At 48.2% G+C, this 25,894-nt stretch carries 17 protein-coding genes and 4 tRNA genes; 5 read left to right on the top strand and 16 right to left on the bottom strand.

Annotated elements, in window-relative coordinates; translation table 11 throughout:
• Nucleotides 1-7 precede the first annotated feature (7 nt).
• Entirely contained in the window at nucleotides 8-2,641 is a 2,634-nt protein-coding gene (topA, locus tag ACXAGR_RS16630; protein ID WP_474851379.1) for a type I DNA topoisomerase, read from the bottom strand.
• Between the two features lie 354 nt (nucleotides 2,642-2,995).
• Between topA and astB the strand changes: the two genes are divergently transcribed.
• Nucleotides 2,996-4,336, top strand: a complete 1,341-nt coding sequence (astB, locus tag ACXAGR_RS16625) for an N-succinylarginine dihydrolase (protein ID WP_474844329.1) — start codon at nucleotides 2,996-2,998, stop codon at nucleotides 4,334-4,336.
• Between the two features lie 71 nt (nucleotides 4,337-4,407).
• Here the strand turns inward: astB and ACXAGR_RS16620 are convergent, their stop codons facing one another.
• A complete protein-coding gene (locus ACXAGR_RS16620) occupies nucleotides 4,408-7,047 on the bottom strand; it encodes an Ig-like domain-containing protein (protein WP_474851377.1) in 2,640 nt (879 codons plus the stop codon).
• A gap of 120 nt (nucleotides 7,048-7,167) precedes the next feature.
• Here ACXAGR_RS16620 and ACXAGR_RS16615 point away from each other — a divergent pair, with 120 nt between their 5' ends.
• Complete coding sequence (locus tag ACXAGR_RS16615; protein WP_474851375.1) at nucleotides 7,168-8,514, top strand: dicarboxylate/amino acid:cation symporter; 1,347 nt, start codon at nucleotides 7,168-7,170, stop codon at nucleotides 8,512-8,514.
• A 59-nt stretch (nucleotides 8,515-8,573) separates the two neighbouring features.
• Here ACXAGR_RS16615 and lolE read toward each other — a convergent pair whose 3' ends face one another.
• From lolE to dnaQ, 9 genes are all read right to left on the bottom strand, one after another.
• Nucleotides 8,574-9,809, bottom strand: a complete 1,236-nt coding sequence (gene lolE, locus ACXAGR_RS16610; RefSeq protein WP_474851373.1) for a lipoprotein-releasing ABC transporter permease subunit LolE — start codon at nucleotides 9,807-9,809, stop codon at nucleotides 8,574-8,576.
• Entirely contained in the window at nucleotides 9,806-10,492 is a 687-nt protein-coding gene (gene lolD, locus ACXAGR_RS16605) for a lipoprotein-releasing ABC transporter ATP-binding protein LolD (RefSeq protein ID WP_474851371.1), read from the bottom strand. Before lolD ends, lolE begins: the two co-directional genes overlap by 4 nt.
• 104 nt (nucleotides 10,493-10,596) lie before the next feature.
• Nucleotides 10,597-10,673: transfer RNA gene (locus ACXAGR_RS16600), tRNA-Asp, on the bottom strand.
• A 23-nt stretch (nucleotides 10,674-10,696) separates the two neighbouring features.
• A tRNA-Asp gene (locus ACXAGR_RS16595) sits at nucleotides 10,697-10,773 on the bottom strand.
• Nucleotides 10,774-10,798: 25 nt separating this feature from the next.
• A tRNA-Asp gene (locus ACXAGR_RS16590) sits at nucleotides 10,799-10,875 on the bottom strand.
• A gap of 30 nt (nucleotides 10,876-10,905) precedes the next feature.
• Nucleotides 10,906-10,982: transfer RNA gene (locus ACXAGR_RS16585), tRNA-Asp, on the bottom strand.
• Nucleotides 10,983-10,998: 16 nt separating this feature from the next.
• Entirely contained in the window at nucleotides 10,999-11,193 is a 195-nt protein-coding gene (locus ACXAGR_RS16580) for a hypothetical protein (protein WP_474844334.1), read from the bottom strand.
• Between the two features lie 32 nt (nucleotides 11,194-11,225).
• Nucleotides 11,226-12,659, bottom strand: coding sequence for a TIGR03503 family protein (locus ACXAGR_RS16575; protein ID WP_474851369.1), 1,434 nt, complete (start codon nucleotides 12,657-12,659; stop codon nucleotides 11,226-11,228).
• Complete coding sequence (gene dnaQ, locus ACXAGR_RS16570) at nucleotides 12,635-13,351, bottom strand: DNA polymerase III subunit epsilon (protein ID WP_474851367.1); 717 nt, start codon at nucleotides 13,349-13,351, stop codon at nucleotides 12,635-12,637. Before dnaQ ends, ACXAGR_RS16575 begins: the two co-directional genes overlap by 25 nt.
• 139 nt (nucleotides 13,352-13,490) lie before the next feature.
• On the opposite strand from dnaQ, the gene rnhA reads away from it, so the two are divergent.
• The gene (rnhA, locus tag ACXAGR_RS16565; RefSeq protein WP_303573950.1) at nucleotides 13,491-13,955 is read left to right on the top strand and encodes a ribonuclease HI; all 465 of its coding nucleotides are present in this window, start codon (nucleotides 13,491-13,493) and stop codon (nucleotides 13,953-13,955) included.
• 235 nt (nucleotides 13,956-14,190) lie between these two features.
• On the opposite strand, the gene ACXAGR_RS16560 is transcribed toward rnhA, so the two are convergent.
• Nucleotides 14,191-15,069: a LysR family transcriptional regulator gene (locus ACXAGR_RS16560; protein ID WP_474851365.1), complete on the bottom strand. Its 879-nt coding sequence runs from the start codon at nucleotides 15,067-15,069 to the stop codon at nucleotides 14,191-14,193.
• A gap of 100 nt (nucleotides 15,070-15,169) precedes the next feature.
• On the opposite strand from ACXAGR_RS16560, the gene ACXAGR_RS16555 reads away from it, so the two are divergent.
• Entirely contained in the window at nucleotides 15,170-16,243 is a 1,074-nt protein-coding gene (locus ACXAGR_RS16555; protein ID WP_474851363.1) for a YeiH family protein, read from the top strand.
• Nucleotides 16,244-16,394: 151 nt separating this feature from the next.
• Here the strand turns inward: ACXAGR_RS16555 and ACXAGR_RS16550 are convergent, their stop codons facing one another.
• Nucleotides 16,395-18,815 carry a bifunctional diguanylate cyclase/phosphodiesterase gene (locus tag ACXAGR_RS16550; protein WP_474851361.1) on the bottom strand — a complete coding sequence of 807 codons (2,421 nt, stop codon included), beginning with the start codon at nucleotides 18,813-18,815 and terminating at the stop codon, nucleotides 16,395-16,397.
• Nucleotides 18,816-19,134: 319 nt separating this feature from the next.
• Nucleotides 19,135-20,112, bottom strand: coding sequence for an NAD(P)H-quinone oxidoreductase (locus ACXAGR_RS16545; RefSeq protein WP_474851359.1), 978 nt, complete (start codon nucleotides 20,110-20,112; stop codon nucleotides 19,135-19,137).
• A gap of 133 nt (nucleotides 20,113-20,245) precedes the next feature.
• Here ACXAGR_RS16545 and ACXAGR_RS16540 point away from each other — a divergent pair, with 133 nt between their 5' ends.
• Nucleotides 20,246-21,439: a class I SAM-dependent rRNA methyltransferase gene (locus ACXAGR_RS16540; protein WP_474851357.1), complete on the top strand. Its 1,194-nt coding sequence runs from the start codon at nucleotides 20,246-20,248 to the stop codon at nucleotides 21,437-21,439.
• A 20-nt stretch (nucleotides 21,440-21,459) separates the two neighbouring features.
• Here the strand turns inward: ACXAGR_RS16540 and ACXAGR_RS16535 are convergent, their stop codons facing one another.
• Both ACXAGR_RS16535 and hrpA read right to left on the bottom strand, forming a co-directional pair.
• Nucleotides 21,460-21,762 carry a PilZ domain-containing protein gene (locus ACXAGR_RS16535; RefSeq protein WP_119501548.1) on the bottom strand — a complete coding sequence of 101 codons (303 nt, stop codon included), beginning with the start codon at nucleotides 21,760-21,762 and terminating at the stop codon, nucleotides 21,460-21,462.
• 182 nt (nucleotides 21,763-21,944) lie between these two features.
• Nucleotides 21,945-25,877, bottom strand: a complete 3,933-nt coding sequence (gene hrpA, locus ACXAGR_RS16530; protein ID WP_474851652.1) for an ATP-dependent RNA helicase HrpA — start codon at nucleotides 25,875-25,877, stop codon at nucleotides 21,945-21,947.
• Nucleotides 25,878-25,894: the final 17 nt, after the last annotated feature.

Below are 25,894 nucleotides of genomic sequence, written 5' to 3'. Positions count from 1 at the left end.
CTGACACCTACTTCTTTTTCTTGTCCTGGGTTACCCATTTGCCATCCTGATACCAGGACGACCACCCTGTTGATTTACCGCTGTCATTTTCAGACATAACGTATTGCTGCTTAGTTTTTCTGCTGTAACGCACAATGGCCGGATTACCTTCCGGATCCTTTTGCGGCGCATCCGCCAGATAGTAAAACTTAGGCGAAATACGATCTCTGAAACGGGCCAGTTCCTCAACCTTTGGTGCACGGGTTTCCCTTGATTTAGGGAAATTATGTGCTGCGAGGAATATACCGGAGGCACCGTCACGCAATACAAAGTGCGCATCAGACTTCTCACAGGGCAATTCAGGTAAATCCACCGGATCTTCTTTTGGTGGCGCAGCTTCGCCGTTACGCAGCAGCTTACGGGTATTCTTACATTCTTCGCTGGTGCAACCGAAGTATTTACCAAACCGGCCGTTCTTCAGCTCCATATCACTGCCGCACTTATCACATTCGATAACCGGACCGTCGTACCCTTTAATCTTAAATGTACCGGCTTCTACGTAAGTCCCCGGACAGGTCGGCGTGTTACCACACACATGCAGTTTACGCTTTTCATCTACCAGATAGCTGTCCATTGCCGTACCACATACGTCACAACGGCGCTTAGCCCGCAAGGCTTCGGTTTCCAGCTCTTCTTCGTTATCGACTTTCACCACTTCGTCACCCGGTGTCAGGTTCATGGTGTTGGTGCAACGCTCTTTCGGAGGCAGGTTGTAACCTGAGCATCCTAAGAATACACCGGTAGATGCGGTACGGACGTTCATTTCACGGCCACACTTGTCGCATTCAATACCAGCCGGGACCGCCTGATTGGTGCGCATTCCACCTTCTTCAGCGTCCTTTTCTGCTTTCAGTAACTTGGCGTAGAAATCGTTGTAGAAACTGTCGAGAACCTGCTTCCAGTTTTTCTTACCTTCTGCAATGTCATCGAGATGCTGTTCCATATTAGCAGTGAAATCATAACTCATCAGGTCGTCGAAGTTTTCCATCAGACGATCATTAACAATTTCACCCATTTTTTCAGCATAGAAACGTTTATTTTCCAGCCGGACATAACCACGATCCTGAATCGTGGATATAATGCTGGCGTAGGTAGAAGGCCGGCCAATGCCACGTTTCTCAAGCTCTTTTACCAGTGAAGCTTCGTTAAAACGGGCCACCGGTTTAGTAAAGTGCTGTTTAGGATCCAAGGCCTGCAAATCGAGGGCTTCGCCCTGCTTCACGTCCGGCAGTAACAGTTCTTCATCACCCTTCTTACGGATTTGTGGCTGTACCTTAGTCCAACCGTCAAATTTCAGTACCCGGCCCTTCGCCACCAGTTCATAATCACCGGCAGTTACACGGATCGTAGTGGCATCATATTTTGCGTTTGTCATCTGACATGCAACAAACTGACGCCAGATCAGCTCATACAGGCGCTGTGCGTCTCTCTCCATCTCTTTAAGCGACGCTGCCTGCACATTTACGTTTGAAGGACGAATCGCTTCGTGGGCTTCCTGAGCGCCTTCTTTGCTACCGTAACGGATAGGTGAATCCGGCAGATACTTGCCACCAAAATTATCGTCGATGTAAGCACGGCAATTATCCAGCGCTTCCTGACTCAGATTCGTTGAGTCTGTACGCATATAGGTAATGTGACCAGCTTCGTACAATCGCTGAGCCAGCATCATAGTTTTCTTAACACCAAAACCAAGACGGGTACTGGCCGCCTGCTGCAGAGTAGATGTAATAAACGGTGCTGACGGTTTACTTTGCGTGGGTTTAGACTCACGGCTTTCAACCACGTATTGCGCTTTTTCCAGTTCGGCCAGCGCTGCATCGGTTTCTTTCTTATTAACCGGTTTAAACGCTTTATCGCGGTAACGGTTAACCAGCATACGCAGTTGCTGTTTCGCACCTGATGTTACATCTGCATGTACGTCCCAGAATTCTTCCGGTACAAAAGCCTTAATTTCCCGCTCACGCTCGACAACCAGACGTACAGCTACTGACTGCACACGACCGGCAGACAACCCGCGGGCAATTTTCTTCCACAACAGCGGTGACACCATGAAACCCACAACGCGGTCAAGGAAACGTCTTGCCTGCTGGGCATTCACGCGATCAGTGTTAACCTCACCGGGATGAGAGAAAGCTTCCTGAATGGCGTTTTTGGTGATTTCGTTAAACACCACGCGCTGATAAGTTTTATTCTTCTCGCCAAGGAGTTCCCGCAGGTGCCATGCAATGGCTTCCCCTTCGCGGTCCAAATCCGTTGCGAGATAAACGGTGTCAGCGTCTTTTGCGAGCTTCTTCAGCTCATTGACAACTTTTTCTTTGCCCTGAAGCACCTGATAATGTGCTTTCCAGTCTGCTTCAGGGTCGACGCCCATGCGATCTACCAGTTTACGGTATTCATATTTGCGCAGATATTCTTCCCGCGCATCATCGCTTAACGTTTTCAGTTCTTTTGCCGGTTTTTTGGGCTCAACATTGCCGACCGCCTTCGTAGGCAAGTCGCGCACGTGGCCAACAGAAGATTTTACGATAAAATTTTTACCGAGATATTTATTTATCGTTTTTGCTTTTGCTGGTGACTCGACAATAACCAGTGATTTTGCCATAAAAATTGATTAAACCTGTTCGTAATCAGAGATTTAGATCATCTCATTGAATAATAAAGGGTATAAAGAAGTGATGGTGCACTACCCTTTCTTTTTTTAACATATATCTACAAAGTGAATGGAAAACAAGATCTTCTTAATAGTTATTCTGTCGCCTGCTTCAAATACCGCCACAAACCGTTCACTTTTTAATCACTCACGTTGGCAAGGCCATTAAAAACCGTATAATGCCGCCAATTCAGTGAGCAAAAAAGACGGTTTATTTGCTGCCTTCCCCTGCTTTATTTGGGTTCTTACGCTAAATTCAAGCAACGGCCGGCAGTCATTCATGATCCATTTCCAAGAGGCAATTCCATGCAGCAATTTGAAGTAAATTTTGACGGACTCGTTGGCCCTACCCATAACTATGCAGGGTTATCAACCGGAAACGTTGCATCTCAAAATAATGCCAATGCTGTCAGCAATCCTAAAGAGGCAGCAAAACAAGGTCTGGCGAAGATGAAAGCGCTGGCTGATATGGGAATGAAACAAGGTGTTTTAGCGCCGCAGGAGCGTCCTGACATCGCCATGCTGAGACGTCTGGGCTTTTCCGGTTCAGATGCACAGGTTCTTGATAAAGCTGCAAAGCAGGCGCCTCAGGTCTTTCTTGCCTGTTGCTCCGCCTCAAGCATGTGGACAGCCAATGCAGCAACGGTTTCACCCGGTGCTGACACACTGGACGGCAGAATTCATTTTACCCCGGCCAATCTGACCAATAAGTTCCACCGTTCACTTGAACCGGCGGTAACCGGTGCCATTTTGCAGGCAACCTTCGATGATGACAAATACTTCGCTCACCATACTCACCTGCCCGATAACGAGCATTTCGGCGACGAAGGTGCGGCAAACCATACCAGGCTGTGTACTGAATACGGCAAAGCCGGTGTAGAGTTGTTCGTTTACGGCCGGTATGCGTTTAACCACAGTAAACCTGCACCGGTGCGTTACCCTGCAAGACAAACGTTTGAAGCCTCACAGGCTATTTCCCGCCTGCACGGTCTGAAAGATGAAAAAGTGGTGTATATCCAGCAGAATCCGGATGTGATTGATCAGGGAGTCTTCCACAACGACGTGATTTCAGTAGGTAACCAGAACGTCCTTTTCTATCATGAGCAAGCCTTTTTGAATACCGGCTCCGTACTGAAAGAAATTCGCCGCAAATTTGGTGAAAGTCCGCTGCACTTCATTGAAGTACCTACCAGTGCTGTTTCTGTAATGGACGCGGTCAGTACCTATTTGTTTAATACTCAAATCATCACCCTGCCGCAGGGTCACATGGCAATTATTGCACCGGCAGAATGTCAGGAAAACCCGGCAGTTTCTGATTATTTAAACACCCTCACAGCCATGGACACGCCGGTAAAAGAAGTGAAATACTTTGATGTTAAGCAGAGCATGCGAAACGGCGGTGGCCCGGCCTGTTTACGGTTACGCGTAGCCATGAATGAGAAAGAATTAAAGGCCGCAAACCCGCATACGCTGATGAATGACATCCTGTTTGCCCGTCTGAATCAGTGGGTGGAAAAACACTACCGTGACCGCCTGTCTGAGCAGGATTTACGGGATCCGCAGTTACTCACAGAAAGCCGTACCGCCCTGGATGAACTGACACAAATCATGAAACTCGGTTCGGTCTACCCCTTCCAGCAGGTTTAATTAATCTTACGGACAGGCAGATATGAAAAAGCCGTCACTTCAGGTGACGGCTTTTTTGTCAGAGAGCTGAATCACTCAGCATCTGTACATTGGCTACTCACTCCGAACGGACTGGAAGGTGGCTGAATATTTTCATTCGAAGCATCATCTGCAGCGATTGCAAACAGATACTTCATACTCGCACTGGCTTCACTACCTGTAGACTGTGCAAATACAGAAATCTCAGCTTCGTAAAATCCGGCATATTCTCTGGGATAACGGAGTTCCAGCGTTGCCTGCCCATTTTCATCAGTTTCGTTGATACCATCCTTGAATGTCAGTGAACCAACAATACCGGGAGTCAGGAAAGTATCGCGGTTAATGTCTTCACCATTGGAAAAGTCTGTAGTATCCGAAGCCAGGCGCTGAGCATTAAAATTACCTGAATCTAAAATACCGTTTCCGTTAATGTCTTCGTTCACACATTCAGCAGTATAGGTACCCAGTATATTCCCGTCAGAATCTACATCACGGATAACCCATACAGGGTCAACCCATACCCAGTATCCCTTGTAGAATTCACCACCATCGGCATATTTTACAGGTGTAGACGATGCTGTCAGCGACACCCCTTCAATTGGCTGTCCCACCGAATCCGTTACAAACACAGCAAACTCTTTCAGGTATGTTGTGCTATCGGGTTTTTCAATTTCATTACCGGTACCGATTGATACGTCAAATGCCCGGTTTCCTACAGTCAGTGTTACATCGCCGGTTACAGCGACATCATCAACCACTGTTGCTGTTACCATCACCGCATCTTCGCTGGTTACTGCGCCGGATGTGAATACTGTTGAAGCAATACCGTTACTGTCAGTGGTTGCCTGTGACGGTGAAATGGAACCGGTACTGGTGTCGTTCACTGTAAAGCTGACAACTTTGCCTTTCACCAGGTTGCCCGCAGGGTCACGGACTATCGCAGTAATGGTACTGGTTTGTCCGTCAGGGCCAATCTGATCAGGAGACGCATCCACATAAAGGCTGTCAGCATCGGTGGCAATAAACTCAATATCAACTGTCGCACTCACTTCATTACCGTCACCGTCCACGCCGGTTGCAGTGACAGAAGATAAGCCGGCATTGGTTGACGCGATATCAAAAGACAACTCACCGTTAGCGTCGGTAGTACCGCTTTCATCGCCCGGGCGAATATCACCACGGGATGCAGTAAAAGTTACTGTTCCGCCGGCAAAAGGGGCATTGTCTTTGTTCCAGCTCACTGTCAGTGTGGTGTAATTCGCTTCTTCATAGCTGTCATCCGGTGCAACAGCCACTTCTTCCGCAGGCACAGTGGTAAAGGAAAAGTCATCTTCCTGCACGGTGACTGTGAAACTGCCAATGGCATTCAACGCAGACGCTGTGACCGTGGACGAACCTGATACAGTACCGGTAAATTGGACGGTAGCCTGACCATTCGCGCCAGTTGTGACAGATGACGCTGATAATTCGCCGGATGTTGCAGCCAGTTCGATGGCCTGATTAGGAATATTTGTGCCATCCGAGTCCTGAACCCGCAACGTCAGAGTGGTGGAATCATTAATAGTAATTGAGCGGGCACCGTTAATAGTGACCTCAGTACCTGAAATCTCAATGTCGATGGTTTGCGTCAGGTCGCCGGTGGCGGCAGTCACGGTGACAGTGCGGTTGGCAGCATTATTCTGGCTGGTCAGTCTGGCCGTTGCCGTACCGTTTTCCAGTGTCTGGCTGTCAACCTGCTGAATTTCTACACCGGCTGAAGAAGGTGCAGAGAATGACACATCAACCCCTTCCATTAATACGCTCTGCGCATTTTTAACCAGTGCAATTAATTCAATGTCATCTGAACCGCTGGAAGCCAGTTGTACCGAAGTGGTGTACAACTCAAGAACAGCCGGAACTTCCGTGATCACAGAAGCGCCTTCAGAGGAAAAAGTGGTAGAAGCAGTAGTCCCGTCAGGTAATGTAGCGGTGACTTCACCGTCACCTGAGGCACTGCCAACAGCAAGGCCGATAGTCGCCGCGCCGGTATCATCAGTGCGGGCGGTAGCCGTGTCGTTTGAGAAAGTGGCAATATTTTCATCAGATAACGTGAAATCAATCAGAGTATCGGTAAGAGGATTATCGAACTGATCGGTCACACTGACATTGAGGGTCAGTGCATTGTCTGATGCAAGATTACGGTCAGCCTCACCTGCCTGGTTTACCAGTGTCAGCGAAATTGTGTAGACCGCGTTTTCATCCGAACTACTGCCGGACGAAGTAAATGTCGTTGTGCCTTCAGTACCATCAGGTAAAGTGGCTGTGATCTGACCATCACCGGCCGCTGTGCCAACGGTAAGATCAATAGTGGCAACACCGGCATCATCTGTACGCGCTGTGCCGGTATCATTACCGAAAACAGCCAGTTCTTCATTAGATAATGTGAAGGTAATTAAGGTGTCTGCCAGCGGCGCCCCGTCATTGTCAGTCACTGTCGCGTTCAGTGTGAGCGGGTTATCTGTCGCAAGATTACGGTCAGTCTCATCATTCTGGTTTACGAGAGCAAGAGAAACCGTGTAAGTTGAGTCAGTGTCGCCAGAGTCTCCTGAGCCGCTACTGCTGTCGGATTCACGCTCTAACGAGCCGCCGCCTCCGCAGGCAAATAATAAGAACAGCATACTGAACAGCGTCAGAGACTGGGAAAGTGTTTTCATAGTTGTCTTCCTGGACCTCTAGTAAATGACAATACTGAAATATTTTTCATTTCAATCTGATAAGATTCTGGCACACTAAAGCTATAACAAAATCAATAACATTGTTGTTAGGGAACCCACATGTCTCAATCTGCTAATAAGCTTAGCCTCACTGCCAGAATCTTTATCGGCATGGGCGCCGGAATCATTACCGGTTGGTTACTTCAGCTTCTTTTCGATAATAGCGGAGATTTTCGCTTTTCGATATTCGGCTTTGAATTTTCCACGTATACCTTTTTGGTAGAAGGTATATTCTCCACAATCGGTGCTATCTTCATCGCCAGCCTGAAAATGTTGGTTGTCCCGCTAGTGTTTATCTCACTTGTATGCGGTACGTGCAGTTTATCTGACCCGGGAAAACTGGGTCGTCTGGGCCTCAAATCCGTATCGTTATATATACTCACAACAGCTATCGCAATTACACTGGCCATCAGTCTGGGATTAGTTGTCAGCCCCGGCAGTAACGTATTAATGCCTACCGATGCAAGCTATGTGGCTAAAGAAGCCCCTTCCTTCTCTCAGGTTATTATTAACATGTTCCCTACCAACCCCATCAAATCCATGGCGGAAGGAAACATGCTGCAAATTATTATCTTCGCCGTCTTGTTCGGTGTAGCTATGGCGATGACCGGCGATGCCGGCAAACGACTGGGCGCGGTATTTGAAGATTTAAATACGATTATCATGAAGCTGGTTACCATTATTATGAATCTGGCGCCATACGGTGTGTTCGTATTAATGGCCAAACTGTTCAGCACCATCGGTGGTGATATGCTTGGCAGTCTCGCGAAATACTTTTTCCTCGTATTAGTCGTGCTTATTCTACATGGTACGATTGTGTATTCAGTGCTTCTTAAAACCATGACCGGTCTGAGCCCGTTTACCCTGATTAAGAAAATGCGCGACGCCGCCCTGTTTGCCTTCACCACATCCAGCAGCAGCGCCACCTTACCGGTGACCATGGAAACTGCACGTAACAAACTGGGCGTGGGCAAATCGGTTTCTTCTTTCACGCTTCCACTGGGTTCAACCATCAACATGGATGGTACTGCCATTATGCAGGGTGTAGCCACCGTGTTTATCGCACAGGTTTATGGTGTGGATCTGACACTTGGTGATTACATCATGGTGGTCTTCACCGCCACACTGGCTTCAGTAGGTACGGCAGGTGTGCCGGGCGTAGGCCTTATAATGCTTGCTATGGTACTGCAACAGGTGAATCTGCCTGTGGAAGGTATTGGTTTGATTATCGGTGTCGACCGTTTACTGGATATGACCCGTACTGCCGTTAACATCACCGGTGACTGTATGGTTTCCTGTGTGGTGGCAAAGAGTGAAGGCGAACTGGATGAAGCGGTTTATAATGACCCGGATGCCGGCATAAAAGAAGAAACGGTGGACTTCGAACACTTCGATAAAAATGCTTAAAAGAAAAAAGGTGGCCGCGGCCACCTTTTTTTATATTCACAGAGCACGCATAATTATTGTTATCCGTTCAGTGCTCTTGCCGGATCAACCTTTACTGCCCTTGAAGCCGGATACCATGTTGCCAGCAAACACAATACAAAGGCAGTCGATACAGTAATAACCACGTCCTGCCACTGCAATTCTGACGGCAGAAAATCGATAAAGTAAATATCTCCGGACAACACCGTTATGCCTGTCAGCTTTTCAATAAAAGCGACAATGGCAGAAAGATTAGGCGCCACGAATACCGCTGCCACGGTGCCGCAAACAATACCGGTCACACCGTTGATAAGACCCTGAATCATGAATGTGCGGCGGATAAGACTGTCTCCTGCCCCCATGGTTTTCAGGATTGCTATTGCTCCCTGTTTTTCTCTGACGGCCATCACCAGAGTGGACACAATGTTAAAACAGGCTACAGCAATCACCAGGGTCAGTGAAATCATCACAACAACACGCACCAGTTGAATGTCGTTATAGAGGTGTCCCTGGGTACGCATCCAGTAGGAAATATAAACCGCCTGGCTGAAATCATAACCAATACTGCGCATGGTGTCATAGGCATCGTAAGGGTCTTTCAACATAAAACGCAGGCCCTGGGCACCGGTGGTTACGCCGGATTCTTTTGAAGCGGTGTTCAGGTGCATCATCGCCAGGTAGTTATCCATTTCACCACCTACGTTCAGACTGCCCGCCACAATAAGATGCATCAGATGGGGGGCTTTGAATGCCATATTGTCTGTCGCTGTCGGGATAAGAACACCAATGCGGTCACCAGCCGATAACGACAATTTCTGCATCAGTCCCTGCCCCAGCAAGATTTGATCATCGCCCGAGGTAAACTGTTCCCAGCCGGCTTTCGTCACCTGATCCCGCCAGCGGTCATGACTGGCGCGGCTGATATCAAGACCGGTAATTTCGACAGCTTTCAGGCTACCCTTATGCTGCAACATACCGGTAATTTTTGTATAAGGCTCGATGCTCTCCACTCTGGGATCCTGCTCAAGGCGGGCAATCTCTTCTTCCCAGTTTTCAATGCCTTCACCGTTTACGGCGTAGAGTTCGCCATGAGGGATAACAGCAAGTATTCGGTTCAGCAATTCCCGTTCGAAACCGTTCATTACCGACAGCAAAACAATGAGCACAAAACACCCCAGACCAATCCCTACCGTGGAGGAGAAGGAGATAAAAGAAATGTAGCCATTTTTTTGCTTGCCGCGCCGGAAACGCGAAGCAAGCTGCCATGCCAGATTCAACCTGCCGCCTCCCCGTGAAGCAATCCGTCTTTAATATGCAAAGTACGGTTCATTCGTGCGGCCAGCGCATTGTCGTGGGTCACGACAACAAAACTGGTGCCCAGGCTTTCACTGAGAGATGTCAGTAAACCGTAGACCTGCTCGCCGGTTTTATTGTCCAGGTTTCCGGTGGGCTCATCGGCCAGAACCAGAGCGGGACGATTTACCAGCGCACGGGCAATTGCCACCCTTTGACGTTCACCACCTGATAACGCGGATGGCTTATGCATCAACCGGTGCGTTAACCCCACCTGTTCCAGCATGTCAGTTGCCGCCTGTTTTGCCTTTTTTTCCGGCATACCGCCAATCAATAAAGGCATGGCTGCATTTTCCAGTGCTGAAAACTCAGGGAGAAGATGATGGAACTGGTAAATAAAACCAATTTTCTGATTGCGCAGTGCCGCCAACTGAGATGGTTTCATACCTGTCATGGACTCGCCATGAAACCAGACTTCACCTTCATCAGGTTTGTCCAGGCCGCCGAGAATATGCAGTAAGGTACTTTTTCCTGAACCCGAACTGCCTAGTATAGCGACATGTTCAGAAGTCTGTACGGTAAGTGACACATCAGAAAGAACCGGCGTATCGGTTTCGCCGTCATGATAAGTTTTTGAAATCCCGCGACACGCGAGTAGTGCATCCATATGAAATCTTGCTTCCGGAAGTAATTCTACCTGAGCGAATACTAACGTGAGGGATGCAAATGACCAACAGAAAGCGTTGAAAAACAGATAACTTTAGAGGAAAGTGGCGGAGCGGACGGGACTCGAACCCGCGACCCCCGGCGTGACAGGCCGGTATTCTAACCAACTGAACTACCGCTCCACTGGGATATTGTGTCTCTTGAATGGCGGAGCGGACGGGACTCGAACCCGCGACCCCCGGCGTGACAGGCCGGTATTCTAACCAACTGAACTACCGCTCCACACAAGAGAAGGCGCGAAACTAAATGGCGGAGCGGACGGGACTCGAACCCGCGACCCCCGGCGTGACAGGCCGGTATTCTAACCAACTGAACTACCGCTCCGAAGAACCATATTAGTTTTGCTATTGAAAGTGGCGGAGCGGACGGGACTCGAACCCGCGACCCCCGGCGTGACAGGCCGGTATTCTAACCAACTGAACTACCGCTCCACTTTTTTCAATTTTTTCAGCAGCTTGCAGATTCTTTATTGAAGTCTCTGCCCTGACTGCGGCGCAGATAATACGTATTCCCTATGGTCGAGTCAACGGTTTTTTTAGATAAAATGTGCCAACATGCATCGTTTGCCTGATTATTCGCCATAATGATGTAATAACCACCGTATAGCATGCTGGCAGGGCCTGCAAACCGTGTTTCTGCCATTTAAGTCACCTGGTGAAAACCACACTGCCCGACTACTTTTCTTCGCTGTCAGGCTTCTTCTTTTTAAATTTCGACAGTAAACCAGCCAGCATACCCGGCTTTTTCTCTTTATCTTCTGCGCCTGTAGTAGCCTGAGGCGCTGCCGGAGCAACCGCAGGTTTTGCAGCCTTTTTCCGCTTCCATACAATAAAGCCTACAATGAGCACACCAATCAGTATTATCGAGCCGTTTACCACTGCAATAAGCATGATCATTGTGCCGTCATCCATTCCGGGCTCTTCCGGTGGCAGTTGTACAGACGGCATGGATTGCGTGTCTTTTAACAATGCGGCTTCAAGATCCCCTGCTCCACCTGTCACAGGCGCTTCGTCACTCTCTTCGCCACCGGTTTCGCCTAAAAAGGTATATTCCGGCACATCGAGGATCACGTCCCTGCCATCGATGGTGCTCGCGTAGGCAGTGATCTTTACTCTGAACAAGCCGTCTTCATAGGCGAGGATCCGGTGTAAGCGGGCTTCAGATGAAGGTTCAGTAATGGAAAAGTTCTGAATATCGCCATTGGGAAACCTGACCTTTCCGTCTATCAATAATGATTCAATATCAATCTGGTCACGCACCACATCAATATGTAAATCGTGGTAACCCTGTTGTCCGTCATCCAGTGTTTCACTCAATACCACGGGGTTCGGGTGTAACATGATAACCGGATCAATTTGTTCACGGGAAAACATGGGAGTGTCCACGGTGAAAACAGGACGCCACTCACCGGAAGGGATTGCCAGATTAAACTGACCGGTGAATACGCCATCTTCCGGCGCTTCGTCCATGCCCCTGCCATTGTCTTCAAAGGTGGCGATAAGTTCGTCTTTCGCGCCAAAGTTATCAAAATTAGGATTATTGGTACTTTTGAGCTCGATGGACAAGTCAACCACTTCACGGAAAGCCGAATAATCAATGGGCTTGCCACCATTAGTCAGATAGGCGGTTTGTTTGAGCACTTCACCGGAGAATATAACTGCCGGCAGAGGATCGGCATGAAGCTCAATGCCTGAAAGTACCATCACCCGGCTTTCCGGTAACACCTGCCCTACAGCCTGCCACGGTCCCGGCACCGGATTTTTTATCTTAATCATGTCGAAGGTATCATCGTCATACCATTCCACATTATTTTTTTCAGCCTGAGAAGAAAATATCTTAGAGCCGTCGGGACGCACCAGAACCACGGGTGCAGAGCCAAATTCACGGAAGAAAACCATGGTCACTTCGTCCACTTCATGATCGATGCGGAAGCGGTTACGAAGCAAAAGAATAGAATTTTGATAATCATCACCCAGTGCGGTTAACGCACTGGTGTCGACGGCCGGTTCATCACCGGCCTGCTGTGCTGACAGCGAAAAACTGCCGGCAATAAAGAATAGCCAGATAGAAGTTAAAAAAGGAATTAACTTTCGGGAGTTGCTCGCCACAAACACTTTCCACCGCTCTTTTGCACAATATCCAGTCGTGCTTCATGTTGTTCTAATTCATCGGCGGAGGCGCGGATAACCTTTAATTTATTTCCGTTTCGCTGAATACGCCGGAGCCCCTGAGTATCGCCGCTCCCTTCGCTGTTCTGGCCGGCCAGATTCAATTTTGTCTGGCCACCGGTCATCAGCAGATAAACATCAGCAAGAATTTCGGCATCCAGCAAAGCGCCGTGAAGTTCACGGTGGCTGTTGTCTATACCATAGCGCCGGCACAATGCATCGAGGTTATTTTTCTGCCCCGGGTGCATCTTTCTGGCAAGAGATAAGCTGTCGAGCACAGAGCAGATATCGTGAGTTTTGACCCCGGCAGTGGGAGCATTCATACCGAATTCGTGATCCATAAAGCCGACGTCGAAGGCCGCGTTATGAATTACCAGTTGGGCACCGGTGATAAAGTCGATAAAGTCCTGCGCCACGTCTGCAAACAACGGCTTGTCTGCCAGAAATTCATTGGTAATCCCGTGAACTTCAATCGCTTCCTGTTCAACAATTCGCTGAGGGTTAATGTATACATGAAAATGATTGCCGGTGAGTTTGCGGTTAACAACCTCAACACAGCCAATTTCAATGATACGGTGACCTTCTTTAGGTTCGATACCCGTGGTTTCTGTATCGAGCACGATTTGACGCATGTCTGCAACACCTTGTTTTATCTTATAGTTGCCGGGTGCCCCGCGAATTTCAGATTTTCGCTGGCACAGGCGGTTTCAGTTCTTTAGTATACCAGGACATTATCCCGGAAACACATTTCTGACGTAAAAAAGGCCCTTCATGGCAAAGAAAAAAATCGCGATATATACCGATGGTTCCTGTTTAGGCAACCCCGGACCTGGCGGATATGGCGCACTGTTGATATTCGGAAAACACAAAAAAGAAATCAGTGAGGGTTTTAATCAAACCACCAATAACCGCATGGAACTGATGGCCCCCGCTGCCGCACTGGAATGTTTGACAGAACCCTGCATTGTAGACATTACCACCGACAGTCAGTACGTAAAAAATGGCATAAACCAGTGGATCAAAAATTGGCGCAAAAACGGCTGGCGTACCGCCGATAAAAAGCCGGTAAAAAATGCAGATTTGTGGAAGCGTCTGGACGAAGCAGTGAAGAAGCACGATGTGGACTGGCACTGGGTTAAGGGCCACTCCGGCCATCCGGAAAATGAGCGGGTTGATGATTTAGCCCGTGAAGCTGCCGGCAGTCCTACGCAGGACGATACAGGCTTTTCCGGTTAATTCACCGGTGCAAAGAAAACCTCGCGGATACAGAGATGATTATCCTTTTGAACGCAACACCTCAGGCACGTACTTTGAGTAACGCAGGGTAAATTCATGGATGATTCAAAAATCGTTTTAGTCACTGGTGGTAGCCGCGGGATTGGGGTGCTACTTACAGAATGTTTGCCGTAAAGCAATATAGGGTTTTATTTAAAGCAGTGTTCAACCCAATCGAGTCCTTATGCTGCATTACTTACGCCCGACTCAGACTTAAAAAAGCGCTGGCAGCAGGTGAACGGGGGCGGGTGTTGTGGGTCAGGCAAAACAGAGAACGCGGCTCCGGCTGAAGTGGTGCCTGAACTGGCACGCGCTGAACGCTATTGAGTGCTAATAGTGGCGCAGCCACCACATCGGGCAGCAGCGCGATACCCATCCCGGCGGCAACCGCATGGATAATGGCTTCGTTACTGCCCAGCGTGATGGTCTGAAACGGCGTAACCTGATGTACGGTAAAATACTGATCATTCACACTACGCGTTCCTGAGCCGGGTTCCCTGACCAGCCAGGTGGCCTGCTCAAGTGCCGGGATCTTTTTCTCAAGGGATGCGCCAGTGCTACCGCAGAACAGACTTAACGGCTCGCTTTTCCAATGTTCACAATGAATAAGTGGATGAACAATTTCACCTTCCACATAACCCAGTTCAATATCATTTTGCAGAAGCGCCTGTTCAATGTGCGAAGAGTTAGCCACGTTCAATGATATATCGATATCAGGATGGTCACGGTGAAAACGGGCCAGAAAGTCAGTTAACCAGTAACTGGCGACGGTTGTGCTGGCACCGATATTGAGCTGTCCGCGGGTGAGTCCGGCGCGGGCTTTTAAGTCCTGCTCGGCGGCTGCTTCAATCGCAAAAATTCCCGTAGCGTGTTCCAGCAAGGCAAGGCCTGCTTCGGTCAGGCGAATCGTTTTGCCTTTACTGGCGCGTTCAAGCAATGGCATGCCTGCAATGTGCTCAAGCTCTCTGATCGCTTTTGACACTGCCGGCTGACTAATAAAAAGTGCCTCTGCTGCCAGTGAAAAGCTACGCTGGGTAGCCACTGTATAAAATACCCGCAAACCATGTAGATTCATTGTATAACCTAAAGTTACTCAAAAATGAAAATAGTGTATTTGAGTAATAGTAATGCCGGGCGTAGATTAAATGCAACTTCAGCTATTGCAGGAAAGCGCCATGCCATCACCAATACACCCAGACAATCCGAACACGGACAATTCTCGCCATCTTGCGGGCGGCCTGATCATTGTGTTGCTCATCGCTGTTGGCGCGACAGGTCTGGCCCGGCTGGAGTGGTTTTCACAGGCCGGTATCAGCCCGCTCACGCTGGGCATAGTGATAGGTATGCTGGCGGGCAACCTGATTGCGCCGGGCCTGTTAAAGCACATTGATACCGGAGTAGAGTTTGCCAAAAGCCGGATTCTTAAAACCGGTATTGTGCTATTTGGATTTCACTTTACGTTCAGCGAAGTTATTGGTTTAGGGTGGAGTGGCTTATTGATCGACCTGGTTATTATGTCGGGTGTATTCACGGTGGCCTACATTACTGGTCGGGGACTACTTAAACTGGACAGTCACACCAGCCTGCTTATAGGTGCAGGTTCGGCTATTTGTGGTGCTGCAGCCATACTGGCGACAGCCCCTGTGATTAAGGCAAAAGCTGATAACGTTATTATTGCCGTGGCCACTGTAGTTATCTTTGGTACCACCAGTATGTTCATTTACCCGTTTATCGGTGCGTATCTGGGGTTATCTGACCATGCTTTTGGTATATATGCCGGCTCTACCATTCATGAGGTCGCGCAAGTGGTTGCCGCCGCCAGTGCGGTCAGCCCCGACGCAGCACAGGTAGCGGTGCTGGAAAAAATGATCCGGGTGATGTTACTGGCGCCTTTTCTTATTGTACTGGCAATGCTGCCTGCACAACGCGCGCAGGCAACTAACGACTCTCAACAGAACTTGTCAGCAGGCAGACACAATTTTCCACTGGCCCAGATGCCCTGGTTTGCCATTGTTTTTTTACTGGTCATTGCCCTGAATTCTCTGGGCAAACCGGACACAAACGTAATTGCGCCACTATTAGAACTGGATAATGTATTACTGACAATGGCGATGGTGGCATTAGGATTAAAGACCCATCTCAAAGTAGTGCGGCAGGCCGGCATGAAACCACTAATACTGGGGCTGGTGTTATTTATCTTCCTGATTGGCGGGGGAGCGCTTATTAATAAGTTTTTATTTTTTGTGTAAGCGTTTCTATACGTTGCGGCTTTTTGAACACTTTACCTGTCACTGCCTGGCAGAGTAGTGTATAAAATTATAACAAACAGGCACGTATAAGCGCTCCTGAATAAGGAAAAATAAAGGTCTGTGAATTTTATTCAAAAATAACGTCCGAAATTTATACAAGTTCATAATCATTCAAAACCACGCCTAAAGGTTGTGGTTTTGAAACGTAAAAACCTTGAAGAAAATCGCATCCCATTTCAAACAGTAAATCGGCCTGTGCTTTAGATTCTACGCCTTCTGCGACAACCTTTATTCCCAAATTTTGGCTGAGCTGTATCATTGCTTCACACATTAAATACGACGACTTATTTGATGTAATGTGTTGCACAAAGCTCCTGTCTATTTTTAGTAAATCGATGCGATGATCCAGAATGTACGACATAGAGGAATAGCCGGTTCCGAAATCGTCTAGAGCGATATCTATGCCATGTTCCTGAATTTTGCGCAACGCTTCTTTTGTGGCATCCTCAGAAGACATTAACAGGTTTTCAGTAATTTCAATAACTATTCCATGTCTAGCACTTTGATCCCGGCGGTGATTTTCTAAAAGTTGCTGCAACAAATCATTAGATGCTCCCCGATGACCTGATAACTGTAACGGCGATACATTGACACTCACCTGTATATCATTCCCAAACCGCAGTTGAAGGCTCGGAAGTGCAGCCAATGCTTGTTCAATAACCCAATACCCAATATCAAAAATCAAACCTGAATGCTCAGCCAACGGAATAAATTCCGCCGGAGATACCTTAACGCCATTATGCTGCGTCCATCTCAATAATGCTTCAAACTTCACAACACGATTTTGCTTATTAACAATAGGTTGAAAGTGCAGAGTGAGTTCATCTCTTTCAATTGCCAGCCCCAGAGCTTCAGTTAGCGAAGTACGCCGTAGCAAAGCGTTTTTTAATTCGAGATCAAATCGGCAAACCCTGTTCTTACCTTGACATTTAGCTGCATACATTGCCTGGTCTGCCGCAGACATAATATCGGAAACAGAATCAGCATCTTCCGGATAAAATGCTAATCCAATACTAGCCATTATCGACATCGAAAAATGCGAGACTTGAATGGGCTCACTAATCAGTTTAAGCAATGATTGACAATCAGTAACAACACGTTCGCTTTTTTGATATTGGTCAACAATAATTGTGAATTCATCACCTCCTTGACGAGCAATAAACCAGTTCGCAGGTAGCTGCTTGCTTAACCTATCCGCCAATATATGCAAAACTCTATCGCCGACCTCATGCCCCCGGGTGTCATTAATTTCTTTGAAATTATCTAAGTCGATATAAATTACGGAAAATTTAGGTGAATATGATGCATAGCCTTTTTCAACAATCCGCTGCGCAAACGCATTGAATGCCGATCGGTTTGCCAAGCCAGTAAGAGAATCCCGCGATGCCTGATTACGTAACTTTTGTTCGGCAGAATGCTTTTTGTCAGCCATGTTGAACAACGACTGTCGAAGGGAATCCATTTCCTCTATCCCAATACCTTCGTCACTTTGGATCTCTTTACCTTCACCCAGAGCATCAGCGAAGCTTGAAAGGTTGTCTAGTGGACGTCGAATATTACTTCTGAAAAAAAGCCACAAAATAATAAGTACAATTGCCACAAACGCAGTAAACAACAATAGCTCATAATAAAATGAGCGAAGTATTGAGTTAAAACCTCTATCAATACTAATCCCCGTCACAAATGTTAACGATATATCTTGATCTTCAACACTTAAATGATGGCTGAAAAATATTCGACGAACTCCATTTGGCCCTATTCGCGTTTCACCATTTTTAATCTGTGAATACCCTTCAAAGCTAAGATCATCATTTAAACTGAATACCGCTTTATAATTACGATCCAAAATATATGCGACGCTATTTTTTGGTAACACCATTGACCTGACAAAATGTCCCCACCATTCCACTGATGCAACAACAACCGCAATACCAGTCACCTCATTTGTGTTACTTTCACTAACAATTGGGTAAGCAAACGCCATAACAAATTCGCCCGTAGATGAGTCAACTTGTATTTCACTGGTTACATAGGTCTTAGTATTTATAGCTTTTGAAAAAAAAGGCTGTTGAGCCAATCCTGAGACAAACTCGCTATCAGATGCCGCACATGCTAAATGACCGTCTATAGAAAAAGCCACTATATTCGTAACGTGCATGTTCAACCGGTTTTGTTCTTTTACAAACTCAATACAGCGGTTTGAGAAAACATCTTTAACGGCTTCTGATTCAGCTAACCGCCGCAAATAGATATTGGTACCGTTTACAATGTTCTGCTGATTCCGCACCGATTGCTCAGTAACGAATTCTGCCCTGCCACGCAATTTTTCAATTTCATTATTTATCGCAGTGTTAAAATGAACAAGGATCAAGCCGTAGCAAGGTAAAATTGCCAAAAAAATAAGTGAAAACAAACGCCCTTTTAATGATCCAAATATTTTTTTAATCATTACCTTTGCACTTAAACATAAATCAAATGAATATTTCATCCATCCTACACTATTAATTTTCATTCATAAAGACGTTGCTTCTTTTGTGAAAAATCGCAGTTCATATTCTCTACGAAGCTTACCAAGTTCCTTTTCGATCTTGTTCCATCTTCTTTCCTGATATCAGAAAGATCTCATTTGTCATCGTAAAACCAGGATTGTTATAGCTGAGCCAGGAAGGTTAAATAGCATGGCGAACTGTGAATTTTTATCAGTCCTTTGTCGCGTGCAGTGATGAAGCCGAACTAACACTCGATAATGCGAAACGGGTCATACAATTTTGCCGGGGTGTCTGCCATCGGCAATTGACTAAAAGACACCTGTCAGGTGAACCTCGCCTTCATCACCACTCAACAATGATTTTGCCGCGACTATCGTTGGCTTCAAGGCGGGCATGAGCAGTAGCGACATCTTCAACTGGCAACACGGTATCTACGTTCACTGTGAGCGTGCTGTCGTCGAAGCCCGGCAAGCCGTGTTCGCAGAAATCACGAATTAAATCCGCTTTATAATTGTCGCTGCGGTTTCTGAGCGTTGATCCCTGAATGCGGGCGCGTTTGCCCAACATCAATGCCATGTCTAACTTGTCTGCAAAACGCCCTGCCAGCATGGCTAAATAAACGATGTGCCCGTCTTGCGCGAGTACTTTCAGGTTACGGTTCAGATAATCCCCTGCCACAAAATCGAGCACAAAGTTTACGCCTTCCGGCCAAGTGTCTTTCAAAACGGCAGCAAAATCCCGTTCTTTATAATTAATGGTCAGGTTTGCCCCCATATCACGGCACTGGGCTAACTTATCTTCAGAAGACGCGGTGGTGGCTGTGGCAATGCCCTTCAGTTTGCACAGTTGCAGCGCAGCTAATCCAACACCGCTGGCACCGGCGTGAATAAGGGCTTTATCCTGAGCTTGCAGGTTACCGATTGTGAACAGCGCCTGCCAGGCGGTAAGAAACACCTCCGTGAGCCCTGCTGCGTGTGTCAACGACATACTCTCTGGTACCGGCATCAGATGACGGGCATTTACTGCTACATATTCAGCGTAGCCGCCACCCGCTACCAATCCGCACACCTTATCACCCGTCTTCCATTGAGTGACATCATCTGCAACGTCAGTCACTACCCCGGAAACTTCCAGTCCGAGAATGTCGCTTTCACCCGGCGGTGGCGGATATTTTCCCTGACGCTGTAAGGTGTCGGCGCGGTTTACCCCGAATGCATGCACTTTAACGAGCACCTGGCCACTGGCGATAGCAGGCGTATCCGTTTCACTGATCTTCAAAGATTCCGGCCCCGCGCCCTTGTCAAAATCGATATATCGCATCGCTGTACTCCCTCGTTTGACGATCTGAATTCAAAGATACCTATGGTCGTCACAAATATTCGGTTCAAAAGTCGCGCCGGATAATGAGAAAAGCTATACTGCGCGCCACTTTCATCTAAGGGTTATCATAACAATGTCTGCCACCGTCGTCTTACAACCTCAACGTGATAAATCACTGCGCCGTCGTCATCCCTGGGTTTTTGCCAGCGCCGTTGCCACGGTTAACGGACGTTGCCGCAGCGGAGACACTGTTGATGTGGTAAGTGCAGAAGGCGACTGGCTGGGCCGTGGCGCCTGGTCTCCTGAATCCCAGTTACGGGTTCGCATGTGGACCTTTAACAAAGATGAACCGGTAGACAATGGCTTTTTTGTTCGCCGTCTTACTACTGCCCTCACCCTCCGTGAAAATCTGGTGATAAACGACAACACTAACAGCTATCGCCTCATCGCATCAGAATCTGACGGATTGCCCGGCGTGACTATCGACGTGTACAACACGGTGATTGTCGTGCAATTGTTGAGTGCCGGTGCTGATAAGCAACGTGACAAGATTGTGTGGGCACTGAAAAAAGTGCTGCCGGGGAAAGACATTTTTGAACGCAGCGATGTGGATGTGCGTGCAAAAGAAGGACTAAAGCCACTGGTGCAGACGCTTCATGGCGATCCGGAACCGGTGGTTACAATCCTGGAAAATGGTATTCAGATTCAGGTAGATATTCGCAACGGCCATAAAACCGGTTTTTACCTTGATCAGCGTGATGCCCGCGCAGCTGCCGGGCGCTATGCCAGAGATAAAGATGTGCTGAACTGTTTCAGCTATACCGGCACGTTTTCGTGCTACGCGTTACAGGGCGGCGCAAAACATGTCACAAATGTGGATGTGTCTGATCCGGCGCTTGAGCTAGCGGCAAAGCATCTTGAAATCAATCATCTCGACAATGCCCGTTGTGACATGGTGAACGGTGATGTGTTTCAGGTTCTGCGTAAGTATCACGAAGAGCTACGACAGTTTGACATGGTAATCCTCGATCCGCCTAAGTTCGTCGACAGCAAAGCATCGCTGGGCCGCGCATCTCGTGGCTACAAAGACATTAACATGTATGGTATGCATGCGGTGAAATCAGGCGGTTTACTGCTGACATTCAGTTGTTCGGGCCTGATGCCGGCGGATTTATTTCAGAAGATTGTGGCCGATGCCGCGCTGGATGCCGGCAAGACCATTAAGATTGTTGAACGCCTGACTCAGGCCAAAGACCACCCTGTTATTGGCACGTATCCGGAAGGATATTACCTGAAGGGTCTGGTGTGTGAAGTAACTGATCTTTAATCAGTTACTTCATGAGTTAGTTACTTCATTTCTGAAATTTCTACACCAATAATACAGCTGGCGTCTGTCTCAGGCACACAGCGAACCACGGTTGCAATGGCAGACAAGGACGGGATCTGAGAGCTGTTGGAGTCGATAGAAACGTTAACCTGCGTACCCACTTCAATGGATGGCTCTTCAACTTCCAGAGACATGCCTGTGGCACTGATATCTTTACATACTGCCTGATGAGTACGGCTGGATTCTTCGTCGTTAATCTGTACCTGGCAAGGCGAGTTAACCATCATCCTGAAAAAATTACGTTTATCGTCGTATCCTAACATGTCTTACTTCTCCCAACCTCTGGTAGCAACCTCGTAATATACTTCATCACTTATAGGACGACACCCCGGCGATGTCAACTGAGATCGCCGAAGAGTCACCGAAAGTTTGATATGTGGTGTAATATCAGCGTATATCCATCACGCTTTTTCGCGATATCACATACCTTTACGCGACTTTTTTATTAAAAGTTTTCCAGCGCACTTAAAACTCTTTTTGCTGATACCGGGTAGGCAGTACCCAGTTGCTGGGCAAACAGAGAAACACGCAGTTCCTCAATCATCCAGCGGACCTCAAGCAGCTCAGCAGGTGCCTTACCCTGCGGGTATTTATTGCAGGCTTTATTAAACGCAATCACCGCTTTTTCAATAGTTTGCTGATGCATGCGGTCTTTATTCGGATCAATGGGCAGCTTTTCCAGGCGTCGCGCCAGTCCCTTAATATAGCGGTTCCAGTCCGGTAGTCTTCCGCGCCCTAAATCAGAGACAAAACCGGGATAAACCAGTGTAGACAGATGCTGTTTCACATCGCCAAGGGCACTGACCATGTTGAGCGGTACATTGCCCTTCATTTGCTTTTGACACTGGTGCGCGAGAGTGAGCCCCTCTTCCACCTGACCGGCTATGTCCAGCACCACATCATTAATTTCAGCTCTGACAAAATCGACGCACTGTTTAAAGGTTTCAGCGTCACGTATTTCAACACCTTGTGATTGTTTAAAGGTGTTGGCCAAATCATCAATACCAGCCAGTATACAGTCGTCAATGAGCGCTTTGATCTGGCCGAAAGGATTAAAATACAAACCCAGTTTTGCTTTGTTCGGCAATTTAGTTTGCAGATAGCTGAGCGGCGACGGCATAGCATTACGGATCAGCACATTGACGCCGTCCTGATGTTGTTGTTGCGCTTTTTCAGGCTCATCCACCAGCACAATATCAACTTTGTCACCACGGCGGACCAAAGCGGGAAACGCCTGTACTTCAAAGCCCCCCATCTTTTGCGTAAAGGTTTCCGGCAGCTGTTCAAAATCCCAGCTTTCCAGCCCTTTGCGCTCAAGTTCCGGCGTTGCAGCCTTTTCAAAGGTGGCTTTCACCTGCCCCTGACATTGCTTCTTCAATGCTTCCAGAGCATCACCACGGGCGATCACCTCACCTTTGTCGTTAACCACAGCAAAGTGCATTTTGAGATGCCGTTCAAGCTGAGACAGCTGCCACTCTTCTTCTTCCACAATAACGCCGGTCATACGGCGCAGTTTGTCAGACAATGCCTGTAAAAGCGGCACCGGCTGACCGTGCTTGTCAAAGGCGCTGATATCTTCAAGGCAGGCTTCTGCATAATTCGGTGCAGGCACAAAATTTTTGCGTAAACGTTTAGGCAGGCTTTTAATCAGGCTGACAATCAGTTCGTGTTGTAAACCCGGCACCAGCCAGTCAAACCCCTTATCAGCCACCTGATTTAATATGGGTAATGGTATGGTTGCTGTTACCCCGTCATCTTCGGCATTGGGCTCGAAATGGTACCGTAAAGGCAGCGTAATATTGCCCTGCTTCCAGACATCGGGAAAGGCGTTGGCGGTCTTCGCGCCAGGCTGCTGGCGGTATACATCCTCTTCGGTGAAGGCGAGAATGTTCTTGTCGGATTGTTTTTGCCACCACTTTTTAAACGCGGCTTCGTTATTAACATCCACCGGTAAACGCTGGGCATAAAAGGCCACCAGCGCTTCTTCGTCAACCATGATGTCCCGGCGGCGGGTTTTCTGCTCGAGTTCATCCACCTGATCAAGCAATGCTTGGTTATCTGCCAGCACGCTGTTATTCAGTTTGGTATCACCTTCAATTAACGCGTGACGGATAAACAAATCCTGAGACACGTGCGGATCAATCTGACTGTAAACCACAGCCCGCTTCGGGATGATGGGCAAGCCAAACAGGGTGACCTTTTCAAAAGCCACCACAGCGCCGCGCTTTTTAGACCAGTGAGGCTCTGAATAACTGGACTGGGTCACATGCTTTGCCAGAGGCTCCACCCATGCCGGGTCAATCTTCGCATTCATGCGGGCAAACAGGCGCGACGTTTCCACCAGCTCTGCCGCCATGATCCACTTAGGTTGTGATTTTGCCAGGCCGGAGCCCGGGAAGATCATAAATTTTGAATTACGAGAGCCGAGATACTCCCGCTCTTTGTCTTTCATGCCCAGGTGCGACAACAAACCGCTGCAAAGCGCCTGATGCACAGACTGAAAATCAGCATCCTGCTTGCTGATCCCCAAACCGATTTCCGCGACAGATTTTTTTAGCTGGCTGACAATGTCCTGCCATTCACGCATACGCAGATAATTGATGAACTGCGCTTTACACCACTTGCGCAACTGATTATTAGACAGCGCAGCTTGCTGTTCTCTGAATGACTGCCACAAATTAAACAGACTGATAAAGTCTGAGTCTTTGTCACGGTATTCGTTATGCTTTTCATCTGCCTGCTGACGTTTTTCCTGTGGCCGCTCACGGGGATCCTGAATAGATAAACCGGCAGCAATCACCATGACTTCCCGCACCGCATTCGTGCGCCCGGCTTCGATGACCATACGGGCATAGCGGGGATCAACCGGTAACCGGGCTATTTTGCGGCCCATTTCCGTTAGCTTTGGCTGGCCTTTACCCCGTTTAATCGCCTGAATTTCTTCAAGCAACCTGAAGCCATCGGTTATATTGCGGCTGTCCGGTGGCTGAACAAACGGAAATGCGCCGATGTCCCCCAACCCCAGCGCCAGCATCTGCAGAATGACGGACGCGAGATTAGTACGCAGAATTTCCGGATCGGTAAACGCCGGACGACCAAGATAATCTTCTTCACTGTATAAGCGGATACAGATCCCGTCTGATACCCGCCCGCATCGTCCGGCCCGCTGATTCGCAGACGCCTGAGATACCGGTTCAATGGGTAAGCGCTGCACTTTGCTGCGGGCGCTGTACCGTGAAATACGCGCGGTACCCGGGTCAATAACGTATTTAATGCCCGGCACCGTTAACGAGGTTTCCGCCACGTTGGTGGCCAGCACTATGCGCTGGCCGCTGTGAGACTGGAAAATACGGTTTTGTTCTGCTGCCGACAATCTGGCGTACAAAGGCACAATTTCAGTGTTCCGGTATTGCTGCTTCTGGAGAGCATCCTGGGTATCGCGGATATCCCGCTCACCACTTAAAAACACCAGAATGTCACCGGGCGCTTCGCGCTTAAGTTCATCAACGGCCCGGACAATGGCATCAGTCTGATCGTTGTCATCTTCCCGCTCTTCAGGATCATGATAACGAATTTCTACCGGATAGGTTCTGCCGCTCACTTCGACAATAGGCGCATCATTAAAATGTCTGCTGAAGCGTTCCGGGTCGATGGTCGCCGAAGTGATGATGAGTTTAAGTTCGGGGCGCTTATCCAATAACTGACGTAAATACCCGAGGAGGAAGTCGATATTAAGACTGCGTTCGTGAGCCTCATCAATAATGATGGTGTCGTACTGATTTAAGAAGCGATCCTGCTGCATCTCCGCCAGCAACATACCGTCGGTCATAAGCTTGACGTAGCTGCTGTCGCTGACCTGATCTGAAAAGCGGATTTTGAAACCCACCTTTTCACCTAACGGCGTATTCAGTTCTTCAGCAATACGGCTTGCCACGCTGCGGGCAGCCAGTCGTCTTGGCTGGGTATGGGCAATCATGCCGTCCACGCCCCTGCCCAGTTCCAGGCAAATCTTCGGAAGCTGGGTGGTTTTTCCTGAGCCTGTTTCCCCCGCCACAATGACCACCTGGTGAGAAGCGATGGCCTGTTTGATGTCGTCTTTTTTATCACTGACGGGTAACGGCGGATATTCAATGACCGGCAAATTCTCCGCCCGCAAAGCACGTTTCACTTTTGACGCGTCAATGCGCTGCATAACATCACTGATGGCGTCAGCCGCCTGTTCAGACTGAGATTTAATCAACCCGCTGAGTTTTTGAATGCGACGGCGTAAAGGAAAACGATCGGCCAGCATACACAATGACAACTGGTCGTACAATGAAGAAACAGAAGGCGCGGCTGGCTCAGAAGACAAGACTCTTTCCTTACTACTCTGGGACATCGAAAAAGAGGAAGAGT

Source organism: Alteromonas sp. ABH4_457, from assembly GCF_056160625.1.
Note: the sequence above shows the minus strand (reverse complement) of the source record. Positions and strands in the feature narration are given on the sequence as shown.